Origin of the sequence: Pseudoleptotrichia goodfellowii (genome assembly GCF_007990505.1) — a bacterium.
GTDB lineage: Bacteria > Fusobacteriota > Fusobacteriia > Fusobacteriales > Leptotrichiaceae > Pseudoleptotrichia > Pseudoleptotrichia goodfellowii.
On the sequence record NZ_AP019822.1, the window covers coordinates 1453845 to 1468055 of the forward strand.

The following is a 14211-nucleotide window of genomic DNA, read 5'->3' on the forward strand; positions in this document are numbered from 1 at the left end:
ACAAGTGTTTTCACTAAAAAATCCTGCCTATTGACCAAATTCCAACAGCAGGATTATTTTATAATTAATTATTATGTCTGTACATAAAATTTACCGTTTTTTATATACATATTTTTTATTTTGATTTGCTTTTTCTTTCCTTCTTTTTCTTTCTTTTCTCTTTCTTCGCCGTATTTGTATACAGGCGACATTTCTACATAATTTGTTATTAGAGAAATCAGTGTATTTTCAGCTTTGGAGTTTGCTCTCACTTTTCCGTTTTCATCGGTAATCTTATCCACCGACAAATCTACCAGATACAGTTCTTCCTTATCTTTATCATAGCGTATTCCGCTACTCAAATACATTTTCCCTTTGCTTCTGTCATCCAGTAAAGATATATCATAATCAGTTTCTATGAGAATCTTCTCATCTTTAAAATCCACTTTAGGATTTTTCAATGTTACTTTTGATACCAAAAAGTTTTTTGTTACAGGAAATTTTTTATCAGTTTTTTCCTGTATTGTTTTCTTCGGAACATGTATCGTTTTGTTTTCAAGAAAATCACACGATATTATTCCGAAAAGAACTGCCATTATAATGAGTATTCTTTTTATTATTACATTCTTTTTCATTTTCCCTCCTGAATAAATCAAATCTTTCAAAAATTCTATACCCTCAATTTAAGGTGCTCATATTTTATATTTCTTTTCTTTGTTTATTTTTTTATTTGACTCATTATTGGCTTAACATTATCTCAACATTCAAATTTTACAACGCTAAAAATGTGCTAGTGAGCGTTATGAAAACATCCTTTTTGTTTTCATAGCGAACGGGCATTTTTGAGTATGTAAAATTTGAGTTGAGTAATTTTTTGCTACTTTTTTCTAAAAAAGTAGGTAAAAATTTTGTTGATGTTTTTTCGCTTCCTTTTTTAAAAAGGAAGAAGAAGTTTTTTGCTTTTTTTCTAAAAAAGTAGATTACAAATATTTTTTCAAAAATTTCCCTGTATGAGATTTCTTTGATTTTACTATTTGTTCAGGAGTTCCCTTTGCTATAATCTGTCCGCCTCTATGCCCACCTTCAGGCCCTACATCTATTATATAATCGGCAAATTTGATTACATCAAGATTATGCTCAATTACGAGCACTGTATTTCCCTTTTCTACAAGTCTGTCAAGTACGATAAGAAGTTTTCTTATATCTTCAAAATGCAATCCTGTTGTAGGCTCATCAAGAATATAAATTGTGTCTCCTCTTGATATTTTAGAGAGTTCAGTCGCAAGTTTTATCCTTTGAGCTTCCCCTCCTGAAAGAGTTGTCGCAGGCTGTCCCAGTTTAATATAATTCATTCCCACATCTATAAGTGTCTGAAGTTTTCTTTCCAAACTCGGAACAGCTTTAAAAAACTCATAAGCTTCTTCTACAGACATATCAAGGATATCAGATATACTTTTTCCTTTATAATGTACTTCAAGAGTTTCCCTATTATATCTTTTTCCTTTGCAGACCTCACATTCTACATATACGTCAGGCAAAAAATTCATCTCAATTTTATTAATTCCGGCTCCGCCGCACGCTTCACATCTTCCGCCTTTTACATTGAAGGAAAATCGCCCTTTATTGTATCCTCTCACTTGGGCATCTTTCGTCTGTGCAAATAAATCCCTTATATCATCGAATATTTTAGTGTAAGTCGCAGTATTTGATCTCGGTGTTCTTCCTATCGGCGACTGATCTATATCTATTACCTTTTCCAAATGTTCCAGACCTTCTATTCCACCGTTTTCAAGAGGATAGAGTTTACCTTTGTTCAGTCTGTTATGAAGTTCCGGAAATAATGTCTGATTAATGAGAGTCGACTTTCCGCTTCCCGATACTCCCGTTACTACTGTAAATACTTCAAGAGGGATATTCACAGTTACATTTTTCAAGTTATTCCCTTTGGCATTTTTCAAAATTATTTCTTTTGTAAATTTTCTTCTCTTTTTGGGCACTTCTATCCCTATTTCCCCATTCAGATATTTTGCCGTCAAAGATTTCTTATTTTTCAGCACTTGCTTCGGTGTCCCCTCGGCAACGACCTCTCCGCCGTATATTCCGGCTCCGGGACCCATGTCTATAAGATAATCTGCTTCTCTCATCGTATCTTCATCATGCTCTACAACAATAAGCGTATTTCCTATATCTTTCAAGTCCTTTAAAGCGGCAAGGAGTTTTTCATTGTCCCTCTGATGAAGTCCTATACTCGGCTCGTCAAGTACATAAATAACTCCTGTCAGCCTACTTCCTATCTGTGTTGCAAGCCTTATCCTTTGGGACTCCCCTCCTGAAAGTGTTTTCGTCATTCTCGCCAAAGTCAGATAATCCAATCCTACATTTATCATAAAAGACAATCTTTCCTTTATTTCTTTCAGGATTTCATTGGCTATCTGCTTCTGCTTTTCAGTAAGTTCTATATTTTCATAAAATTTAAGTGCTTCCGTCACACTCACTTCAGTTAAATCGATTATGTTTTTACCGTTTACAGTAATTGCAAGAACTACATCTTTCAGTCTCTTTCCGTGACATGTTTTACATGTTTTTTCAGTCATATATTTTGCTTCGATTTCTTCTTTTGTAGACTCTGATGCCGTTTCTCTGTAACGTCTTTCAATGTTTCTGACAATACCGTCAAACTCTTTTTTCCCGTTATAACTGAAGCTGTCCCCTGACCATGAAAACTTAAACTGTTTATCACTTCCGTAAAATATGATTTTTCTTTCTTCTTCTGTCAGTTCGGAAACTTTTTTATCCAAGTCAATTTTATGAGCTTTTGCCATTGCCTCAAAAAGCTCCCAATTCCAGCCTTTCTGATTTGTCGAACCGGGAAACAATATCCCTCCTTCTCTCAAAGAAAGATTTTCATCAACTATCAGCTTATTTTCATCAACTTCCAATGTCGATCCCAATCCGTTACATGCTTCACACGCTCCGTAAGGGGCATTGAAAGAAAACAGTCTCGGAACTACATCGGGAAATACTACTTCCGGATGATCCGAACATGCAAAATTTTCACTGTATTTACTGTCTTTTCCGTTTATATTCGTAATAATTTTTCCGTCTGAAAGCCCTCCGGCCGTTTCCACAGCTTCAGTCAATCTGCTTAAAAAATCTTTATCGTCTTTTTTTATAACAAGTCTATCCACTACGACTTCTATATGATGTCTTTTATTTTTATCCAAATCTATAGTATCATTCAAATCAAGTATATCTCCGTTTACTCTTACCCTTTGAAATCCTCTTTTCTGCAAATTCAAAAAGAGATTTTTATGTGTTCCTTTTTTGTCAATTATCACAGGGGCCAATACTATCAATTTATCTTTTTCCTGAGTAGTGGTGATTACATTATCGACTATTTCCTGTAGCGACTGCTTTTCTACTTTCTGTCCGCATATAGGACAGTGAGCCTCTCCTATATGTGCCCATAAAAGTCTCATATAATCATATATTTCAGTCATTGTTCCGACTGTCGATCTCGGATTTTTAGAAACACTTTTCTGCTCGATAGAAATTGCAGGAGAAAGCCCTTCTATGCTGTCGAGTTCAGGCTTCTGCATTTGTCCGATAAACTGTCTGGCATAAGCAGATAAACTCTCTACGTACCTTCTCTGCCCTTCGGAATATATCGTATCAAAAGCAAGAGAAGACTTTCCGCTTCCTGAAACTCCTGTTATTACTACAAATTCATTTTTCGGAATTTCTATATCCACATTTTTCAGATTATGTTCCCTTGCCCCTGTTATTTTAATTTTATCATTCATTTTATTTTCCTTTACTTTATTTAATAATTATACTGCTTTATTTAACTCTTTCAATAATTTTTCTTTCAATTTTTTCGTTTTTTTCATTCGGTTTGTTGCTATTACCATATATCCGACACATATTTATCTCCTCTTTCTCACAACATTGAACATATATCCGAATATCATAAATGTCATAACAAACATACCGAAGTTAAACAAAAATATATTTTCTTTATTTGAGAATCCTGTTATTAGACTTCCTATGATGAAGAATATTAAATAAGCAACAACATCTTTTATTTTTAATCTATAATTTTCTTTGTTATAAACGGATATACTGAACATTGATACAAAATATACCAGTAATCCGAATAATCTGAAAATTATAAGAAATTTCCAGTCAACTTCAGGATTCAGTGCAAATCCGAACGATGTTGTAATTGTGCTTAACCCCATAAAAATTCCTATATGAGAATATACAAGTACAAATCCTCTTTTTTTCTGATGATGTTCAATCATTTTTTCTATTTGCAGCACATAAGTTCCGAATAACAGAACTGCTGCGACAAATGAAACTAAAGGCAATATATCTGACGGTTTTCCCAGAGCAAATACTCCCGCCAATCCCACTACCATTTCTCCGAAAATAATAATCGTAATAAGGCTTACTCTTTCTACAAGATGAGGAAAATTAAGCGTTACTTCTTCATCATTTCTCGGCATAACATACATCGGAAAAAACATCGCTGCTAAATAAGCTGTAGCTGCCAATATCATTCTATATTTAGGTCCTGTAACAAAAGCTAATAATAATGCCGCTATTTCCAGTGATAAAATTAAGATCTGGCTTTTTATTTCATAAGGTATTTTTTCATATTCTCTACTCTTTAAATAATATTCCGCTATTATAACTAAAGACATTAAAATAGCCGTCACATTAAAGGGAACAAATACTTCTTTCCAGTCTAAAGAAATATTGTTTGAAATGTACACTGCTCCGAACATATGGAGAAACATACCTATAATATCGTAATAAGAGTTTGTTCCGTATTTATTAATGTAAATTGTCTGATTAAACCATAATAGCAGTATTACCAGGCAAGCAAAAGCAAATTTCAAATAAGTATCGATCGAAATCTGTCCATGATGTAAATGATGAATTACTCCTGTTACTTTCTGCACTTCCAATACATATATCAAATCATAAAACAGTTCCGCCATTGAAACTTTTTTCGGTAATATTTTCGACATTTATTCTCCTTTTTATATCTAATCCCTTTTTATCATTTCAGTCGCTATCTCCAACATTTTCACAGCCAACTCATGATTATCACTAATCATATTATAAACGGCATCTTCACTTAAAACTCCGCATTTCAAGTCTTTCGGTAAAAGATTATTATTAGAATCTTCTACATCGGAAAACCATTCTTCGCTGCCGTAATATGTAATTAATTTTTTATAATCCTTTTGATTTTTTTCAAGTTTATCCAATACTGCTTGAAATTCCTTGAATATATTCTCTGTATTATTCAGAATTTTTTCCATATTTTCTATATTTTTTATTTTATCCATTAAATTTTCTCCTTAATCTTTCAGTGCTTTAAAAGCTATAAAATCAGGTCTATGAACATTATCAACTCCAATAGATTCAACGATTTTTTCCATTTTAAATCCTGTTTCAATCAAAACATTAATCAAATCCGAAAAATTTCTATGGTATATTGTAACATTATCTATAAACCATACACTTTCCCTTTTTCCTGAAATTGTGTAATTTGATATATTTGCATACATTTTATTATCCTCTTCATCTTTTGTCCAACGTTCACCTGTACTATGGCAAGTCACTAACGGATGTTCCTGTGTAAAAACAAGATAACCGCCATTATTCATCAAATTGTAAATATCACTAACTAATTTTTCATAATTTTCAACATAATGAAATGCCAATGAACTTACAATAATATCAAATTTTTCATTAATTTGGGATATATCTTCCATTGCCAAATTCAAATATACAACTTTTTCATCAGAATTTTCTTTTTGTGCAATATCAAGCATTTTTTCCGAAATATCAATTCCGACAACTTTTTCTGCTCCCATTTTAATAAATTTTACACAGTTTTCTCCGTATCCGCAACCTAAATCCAGAACTTTTTTATTTTTCAAATCGGGAAGCAATGAAAATAACATAGGTTTTTCTACAGTATCGTTCATATTATTTTCTTTTTCCCTTATTTTCTTATATCCCTGAAAAAATATATCATTATCATATATATTTTGCCTTGACATTTCCATCACCTTTATAAATCTACTTAATAACCTGCAATTTTCTATAATTATAATATATAGCTTTTACCAAATCATATTCAAAAGGGGAGTTCAAATCACCGTATCTGAAATCTACTAGAGATCTTGCATTAAGTCCTGTTACTACAGGTCTTGTAAATCCGTAAATATTTTTATCAAAGATTTTCGTGTCGAAAAACAGTTCCTTTTCAGCCACTCTTCTTACAACTCCCTCCATTGCTGCGTCAGGCAGACTCCCGATGGCATCTCTTATAGTGCTCGGTCCCAATACAGGCAGCACAAGATACGATCCTGTCGGCACTCCGTAGTGACCCAGTGTATCTCCCATTGTTTCGATATTCTTTTTCAATCCGATTTTTGTAGCCACATCATTTGTTCCCAATATACCTACAGTTGAGTTTATTGCAAATCTTCCCAATGCATTAACCGCTTTTTTCGGGTTTAACTGCAACAACGAATTTATTGCAGTAGGTATTTCTTTAAAGTTATTATAAAAATTTGCTATTCCTTTTCTTATAGGCTGAGGAACAACTGCACTGTACACTTTCGATACAGGATAAGCCACTTTTTTATCAAATTGAGTATTGAAAGCATACATTCTTCTATTAAAAGGCTCCCATGAATCATCAATATTCATTAAATCGAACACTTTGTCGGAAATAATATACTGTTCATCCAAAACATCTATATTACTTGCTATTATTCCGTACTCATCTTTATCCGACAAAAAATAATTTACAGCATATTCTTTATTTTTGAATTTTTTATTTGTACTTAAATTATTTTTTTCAACTTTATCTACGCTTTTTCCCGGTTCTTCTATAACTTCTCCGTCTACAAACTGAACAAAAGTATCGTCATTTACTTCTTCTTCAACCATTTGAGTCAAAGTATTATTTTCTTCTGTGTAAGGCTTTAAAACTTCAGATTTTGCAGCTTCGGCACTTGTCGCCAAAATTAATAATGCCGCCACTGTCAATAACTTATTCTTTTTATTTTTCATATTAATTTTCCTCCATTTTATCTACCATTAATTTAGCTACATCTCTGTGCCACAACACTCCTGTATGTCCTCCGAAAGGTATAATTACTCTGTTTGTAAAGTATTTATTTATATATGCCAGTTCATCTTCGTTAATTAATATATCGTTTTCTGAAGTTATAAATACTATTTTATCACTGTTTCTTTCTATAAATTCACGGCTGTTATCCAAGCTGAAATCTTTTATAAACTGCTCCATCGTCAAGTCAGGGTATTTATACTTTTTAAGATAAGGATAAAGTATTTCTTTAGAATATTCGTCAAATGATACCGACAGCCCTTCGTGAAACTCTTTAGTTACAGAATCAAATCTTTGATAAGATTTCTTATTAGACAGTCTTCCTATAGCATTTCTTCCACTGAATACTTCTCCCGCAAAGGTCATATTAGCCGAATAAAATCTGAATAGAAGTCCTGTCAACGCTTCAAAATCACTGTCTGTAAGCTGTAATTTCCCTAAAGTTGTATTCAGACTTGTAAAATCTATGTCGCTCAGTTCCAAAGTTTTGTCATTAATTATTCTTGAAAATATTCTGTCCAAAAATTTTTCCAATCCTGCAGCATTGTAAATACCGTTTTTTATTAAATATTTATCAAGCTGTTTTGTCGCTGTAAGAATACTCACCGGAGTATTAAGCAACAAAGATTTGTCTATTCCTATTTTTTTACTTTTACTGTCCAGTTCATGAATCAGTAGAGACTGAAATCCTCCTAAACTGTATCCTCCCACATAAATTTTTCCTATTTTCATTCCGAAACTTTTCTCTGTGGAAATTGCTTTTGCCATTAATTCATATAAATGAGGCACTTCATCTTTTACATATCCCGCATAATTGTTTTTACTCTGACTTACTATATAAGGCATTGTACTTGTAGAGCTGAAAGCTATTACATTATATCCTCTTTCATAAAAAACATTGGCAAGAAACATTGACAATCCGCTGTTATACAATGATCCCGTTCCTGAAATAAGTATCATCAAAGGAGCCTCTTTTTTCTGTTTCCATACACCATATTCATAATCGCTCCATTGTCTTAATATTGCAGGAATAGCCTTATTAGCTTTAAATCTTTTCACAGTAGGTCCTTTAGCCTTTTTAAATTTATACCATTGATCGCTCGGCGTCCCCAAAACCGTCGATAATATAGCATTTTCCTTGTAAGGATAATCTTCGGCTATTTTTGAAATATCTGTTACTTCACCTTTCCCTATAATCGTCAATAAGGCAAAAGCCATAATTAATAATACTTTTCTTAACATATTTTCTCCTTTCGTTTTTTAAACGTCTACAGAAATCAATCTCGATTCCCCGATTTCTTTGTTCATCGTTACTCCGTAAAGTCTATGAGAACCTTTCATTGTTTCTTTGTTATGAGTTATTAATATAAATTGTGATTTCTCAATAAATCTGTTCAACAGTTTTACTATTTTTTTCGTATTTTCCTCGTCCAGTGCTGCCTCTATCTCATCAAAAAATGTGAAAGGACTCGGCTTAAACATAAATATTGCCATGATAAACGAAACTGCCAACATGGATTTTTCTCCTCCTGACAGTAAAAGCAAAGTCTGTTCAGGTTTATTTTTGTATTTTACACTTAGTTCCAATCCCGTTTCCAGTATATTTTCCGAGTTAAGTAATCTTATTACTCCTCTGGCTCCGTTTAATATAGTTCTACACATGTATTCAAAATTTTTGTTAATTTCTTCAAATGCTACGGAAAATTTTTCGATTATTTCATTTTCAATATCTCTTATAAGTGTCAGCAGTGATTCTCTGCTTTCAGATAAATCCCTTTTCTGATCGACCAGCTCATTATATCTTGTATTTTCTCTTTCGTATTCTTCTATCGCTGCAAGATTCACACTTCCCATTTCCATTCTGCTTTTTTCATTCATAGAAAGTTTTCTTTTTATATTTTGAAGTTCCGTTTCATTTTCAATCATTTTATATTCGGGATTTTCTTTAACCGAAAGATTTTCAATATTTTCAAGTTCCCCTGTAAAATATTCCAAATCTTTTTCAGCTTTTATAAGGTTTTCCGAAACTTTTTCATGCTTATTCTTTTCTCCGAATATTTTCATCTCTATATCATTTACTTCCTTAATAAGTTCTCTTTCTTCATTTTCATATTTTTTTATATCTTTTTCGAGAACTTTTATCATTTGATTCAGATTCTCATTTTCAACATTCTTTTTCTGAATCTCTTCTTTTTTTTCGGAAATTTTTCTTTGAAATTCTTCACTTAAACTATCTCTTTTTTTCTCAAATTCTGTCAACTCATTTTGCTCATTAATAAGTTTCTGATAATCTTTTTCGATTTCTTTATATCTGAGCTGATTATTTTCGGTTTTAACTTTGAGTATTTTATATTCCGTGTCAATTTTATTCAGTTCATTCAAATACTCTGTTAAATCTTCAAATTTTTCCAGTTCATTTTGTAATTCTTTGATTATTATGCTGTTTTTTATAATATTTTCTTCAGCATTTTTTACAATCTCTTTATTCTCAACTATTTTTTCTTTTCTTTCTTTTACGGTTTTTTCATTTTCGGCTATTTCATAATTCAAAGTCTCTATTTCTCTCTGTTTCTTATTAAAATCAGCAGTAAAACTGTTGTATTCTTCCAAAAACGCTTTATATTCATCTGATATTACTTTATATTCAGAGCTTTTTTCTTCTTTTTTCAGCTCTCCCTGTTTCAATCTTTCACTTATTTTAAGTGCTTCTTCATCCTTTTCCTTTAATTCTTTTTCTATTACGGCCATGCTACCGATAATTGTATTAAGTTCTTTTTTTCTTTCCAGAAACTCATTTTTACCTTTGTTTGAGTATCCCCCTGTCATTCTTCCTCTTGCAGTTATTATATCTCCTTCAAGAGTAACAATCCTGTCATTATAGCCTTCTTTTAAAAGTTTCGTTCCTGTTTCGATATTTTTTACAACTAAAGAATTTCCATAAACAAAATGTACTATTTTCTCAATACTTTTATCATATTTCACGATATTTCTCGCAAAATCTATTACGCCTTCATTTTTAGGAAGCTCATCCGTTATCCTGAACACTTTCACTCCGTCAATCGGTAAAAATGACGCTCTTCCTATTTTCTTTTCTTTCAGTATATCAATACATTTTTTCCCAATATCCGTATTTTTTACTACTATATCCTGAAAAGAGCCTCCCGACAAAGTTTGTACAGCTTCTTCGTAACCGTCGGGAATATTTATCAGATTTACAAAAACCCCGATTACTCCTTCATAATTTTCATTCAATATATATTTTATACTTTTCGCAAAAGTTTCATTACTTTCTATAACATTCTCATTCGCTCTTTTTTTTGCATTTAAAGTTTCATATTTATAATTCAGTTCATTTTTTTCTTTATTTAATCCTTCATATCTTTTCTGTAAAATTTCAATTCCGTTGTTTATATTATCGATTTCTTTTTCCAGTTCATTTTTTTCTTTTTCTTTTTCATTTCTTTTGAGTTCAAATTCCTGCTTTTTAACATTAATGCTGTTAAATTCTTTTTCTGCACTTTCTTTATCGCCGATAAGCCTTTTATTTGTATGTTCTGCAGTGCTTATTCTTTTTTCCAGATCTTCATTATCTGCAGTCGCTCTAAATTTCTCTATTTCAAAATCCTGATTTTCCTGATTTTTCTCTTTTAAATCGGCTGTTATTCTATCTTTCTTATCTTTCAGATCCTGTACTTTTTTATCGACTTCGTTTTTTTCCTTTTCTTTTTCGGTTAATTCCTTTGTTATACTTTCCAACTCTATTTTTGAACTGTCCAGCATCTCTTTTTTTTCATCTATATCTTTTTCCAAAACAGCTTTTCTTTTCTGTTTTTCGTTAGCTTCGGTTTCCAGATTGGAATATCCGTTTTTTAATTCTGAATATTCATTTTTAAGAGTTTCTATCTCTTTGAACATATCAAAATTTTTATTTTTTTCTATTTCAACTTTTTCATATGCCTTTTCTCTTTTTTCGTTGAGTTTTCCCAGATTTTCTTTTTTCACTTCAAGATTTTCCTGTATTCCGTCAATTATACTTTTCAGTTCTTCTTTTTCCGAAGTATATTTTTTCCTTGCAATTTCTTTTTCATTTATATTGTATTCCAAAATCATGAGTCTATGAACATCGATTTTTTCAGTATAAGTCTTATAAAGTCTTGCTTTCATTCCCTCATCTTTTAAATATTTAACTCTTGTTTCCAAATCTTTTTCCACATAAGTTATTTTTTCTATTTCACTTTTCACTTCTTTTAATTTCTTTTCGGATTCTTCTTTTTCAACTTTGGCTCTTTTTACTCCGGCAGCTTCTTCTATAATTTCTTTCAATTCTCTCGGATTGGAGCCTATAATTCTTTCCACTCTACCCTGTCCGATTATGGAATAAGCCTGTTTTCCTATACCGGTATCCATAAAAAGATTATTTATGTCTTTCAGCCTTGCTTTTCTGTTATTTATAAAATACTCGTTTTCGCCACTTTTATATATCCTTCTCGTAATTTTTATTTCCGAAAAATCTATGTCCAGATAACCGTCCTCATTTTCAATAATAAGACTGACTTCAGCCATTGATTTTGCCTTTTTATTTTTCCCTCCGGAAAATATAACGTCGGAACTTTCTTTTGCTCTTATGTTTTTATAGCTCTGTTCTCCCAAAACCCACAAAATAGCGTCCAAAATATTACTCTTTCCGCTTCCGTTAGGTCCCACAATCGAAGTTATCCCTCTGTTAAATTCAACTACCGTTTTATCTGCAAACGACTTAAATCCTGCAAGTTCTAATGCTTTTAAATGCATTTTTCCTCCATTTTTCTTTGTTACTTTTTATTTCTTTTCATATTCGGCATATTCTTTCAAGCCTTTTTCCAAAGAATATTTGTAATTCCATGAAGTATTCGATTTAAGTTTTGTATTGTCAAGTCTGGAATCTCTTATGTCTCCTTTTCTCGGCTCTCTGTAATTTGCTTCTTTTTTATATCCCGAATATTTTTTCATATAATTAAACAGTTCATTTATAGATGTTTTCGCATTTGTTGAAACATTCAAAGTTTTATTTATTACACTTTCCACAGCACAAACATAATTAGCTTCAGCAATATCTCTCACATATATAAAATCTCTTGTCTGTTCTCCGTCACCGTCTATAAATATTTCCTGTTCGACCTTCATTCTGTCGTTAAATATGGAAACTACTCCTGCTTCTCCGTGAGCACTTTGTCTCGGTCCGTAAACATTGGCATATCTGAATATAACATAATTAAGCCCGAATAAATCGTGATACATTCTAATATAATGTTCGCCGAAAACCTTTGTCAATCCATAAGGAGCGAGAGGTGCTATTTTAGAGTCCTCAGCAGATACACTTGTTTCAGGAATACCGTATGCAGCAGCCGTACTTGCAAAAAGAACTTTTTCGACACTGTACTTTCTGCACATATCAAGGACATTTATAAGTCCTAACACGTTCTCATCGGCATCATAATGAGGATTTTCCACAGACACCGATACACTTACCTGTGCTGCCTCATGAAATACATAATTTATTTCTTTATTTTTCTCGAAAACTTTTTCCAAACTTTCTCTATCCCTAACATCAACTTCATAAAATCTTATATTTTTCAAATGAGAAATATTTTCCTTTTTTCCGCCGACAAGATTATCAACTATTATTATTTCATAATTTTCTTTGTCAAATCTTTCAGCTATATGAGAGCCTATAAATCCTGCTCCCCCTGTTATAAGTATTTTTTTTGCCATGACTATCTTCCCTTTCCGAAAATAACTATCGTTACTGTTTTTAGCAATACTTTCATGTCAAACAGTATATCATGATGTTTTATATAGTATAAATCATATTGCAATTTTCTGTAAGCATCTTCCACACTGGCTCCGTAAGGATACATTACCTGAGCCCAACCTGTAAGTCCCGGTTTTACAGTATGTCGTAAATTATAATAAGGTATTTCTTTTTCCAATTGTTGTATAAAATATTCTCTTTCAGGCCTCGGACCGACAAAGCTCATTTCCCCTCTAAATACATTCCACAGTTGAGGAAGTTCGTCTATCCTAGTAAGTCGCATTATTTTCCCGAATTTTGTAACTCTGTTGTCATTTTTTGTCGCCCATTTGGGACCATCTTTTTCCGCATCGGTAGTCATCGAACGAAACTTCACAATATTAAATTTTTTATTTCCTTCACCGATTCTCTCCTGAATAAAAAATACGGGACCTTTTGACTCAAGTTTTACTATAATTGCAGCTATTAACATTATCGGTGCTACACATACTCCTATTAAAAAAGCAAAAAATAAATCAAGCAGTCTTTTAGCCTTCAAATTAAAGTTATTGTGGTATATTTCAAAACCGCTGTTTTCCAAAAACCATTTAGGACTTAAATGAGAAATCGGCAATTTATTTTCATAAGTTTCATAAAATTCGCGATAATTGTAATATTGCAGCCCGTTCAGTTTATATTGAAGAAGTTTATCCACAAATTTAGGTTCTATAAGCAGATTTTCAGTAAAATCAACTATTATATCCGGTTTATTGACTTTGTAAATTTTCAATATAGTTTCTCTTAATTTAGGATCGTCTTCTTTAAGAAGTCCTAAAAATCTATACTGACCGTCATTTTTTATACTGTCCGACAAATCTTTCGTATAGTCATTTTCTCCGACAAATATTATTTTCTGTTTTTCTACTACTCCCATTATTACTACATATCTAAACACAATCTGAAATATACTGATAATCCCGAACAGTATAATTCCTTCATTTAAGCTGAATATTTTAACAAAAGTAGTGATACACATGAGTATAAAGTTTATTACTATTACTGTAGCCATATCTCTCAATCTGTATTTCCCTACGGCTACATTATAGACATTTGCTATATAATAGGCTATCAGAGCCATAACTATTATAAGAGCATTTTTAAAACTCAATCCTCTGTTTATAATAAATAGTCCTAAAAAATACATTGCTACAGTTAAAAATCCGAATAAATAAGAAAAATTTCTTCTAACGCCGCTTGCTGCCATTTTTTCTTCCTCTTTCATTTAATTATTTATTTTTAAAAT

At 31.8% G+C, this 14211-nt stretch carries 10 protein-coding genes; all 10 read right to left on the minus strand.

What is annotated here, in order from left to right; translation table 11 throughout:
- Positions 1–71: 71 nt before the first annotated feature.
- The 10 genes from FVE72_RS07175 to FVE72_RS07220 all read right to left on the minus strand — a co-directional run bounded on the left by FVE72_RS07175 (position 72) and on the right by FVE72_RS07220 (position 14190).
- Positions 72–614: a DUF1439 domain-containing protein gene (locus tag FVE72_RS07175; RefSeq protein WP_026737806.1), complete on the minus strand. Its 543-nt coding sequence runs from the start codon at positions 612–614 to the stop codon at positions 72–74.
- Positions 615–959: 345 nt separating this feature from the next.
- On the minus strand, positions 960–3782 hold the full coding sequence (gene uvrA / locus FVE72_RS07180; protein ID WP_026737807.1) for an excinuclease ABC subunit UvrA: 2823 nt from the start codon (positions 3780–3782) through the stop codon (positions 960–962).
- A 123-nt stretch (positions 3783–3905) separates the two neighbouring features.
- Positions 3906–5015: a low temperature requirement protein A gene (locus FVE72_RS07185; protein ID WP_026737808.1), complete on the minus strand. Its 1110-nt coding sequence runs from the start codon at positions 5013–5015 to the stop codon at positions 3906–3908.
- An 18-nt stretch (positions 5016–5033) separates the two neighbouring features.
- Positions 5034–5339: a DUF4298 domain-containing protein gene (locus tag FVE72_RS07190; protein WP_006806759.1), complete on the minus strand. Its 306-nt coding sequence runs from the start codon at positions 5337–5339 to the stop codon at positions 5034–5036.
- Between the two features lie 12 nt (positions 5340–5351).
- Positions 5352–6059 carry a class I SAM-dependent methyltransferase gene (locus tag FVE72_RS07195; protein WP_026737809.1) on the minus strand — a complete coding sequence of 236 codons (708 nt, stop codon included), beginning with the start codon at positions 6057–6059 and terminating at the stop codon, positions 5352–5354.
- 19 nt (positions 6060–6078) lie between these two features.
- A complete protein-coding gene (locus FVE72_RS07200) occupies positions 6079–7080 on the minus strand; it encodes an MlaA family lipoprotein (protein ID WP_026737810.1) in 1002 nt (333 codons plus the stop codon).
- A 1-nt stretch (position 7081) separates the two neighbouring features.
- On the minus strand, positions 7082–8380 hold the full coding sequence (locus FVE72_RS07205; RefSeq protein ID WP_026737811.1) for a hypothetical protein: 1299 nt from the start codon (positions 8378–8380) through the stop codon (positions 7082–7084).
- An 18-nt stretch (positions 8381–8398) separates the two neighbouring features.
- Positions 8399–11929, minus strand: a complete 3531-nt coding sequence (gene smc, locus FVE72_RS07210) for a chromosome segregation protein SMC (protein WP_146966530.1) — start codon at positions 11927–11929, stop codon at positions 8399–8401.
- Between the two features lie 27 nt (positions 11930–11956).
- The gene (locus FVE72_RS07215) at positions 11957–12889 is read right to left on the minus strand and encodes an SDR family NAD(P)-dependent oxidoreductase (RefSeq protein ID WP_026737812.1); all 933 of its coding nucleotides are present in this window, start codon (positions 12887–12889) and stop codon (positions 11957–11959) included.
- A gap of 2 nt (positions 12890–12891) precedes the next feature.
- Entirely contained in the window at positions 12892–14190 is a 1299-nt protein-coding gene (locus FVE72_RS07220; RefSeq protein ID WP_232049430.1) for a sugar transferase, read from the minus strand.
- Positions 14191–14211 lie beyond the last annotated feature (21 nt).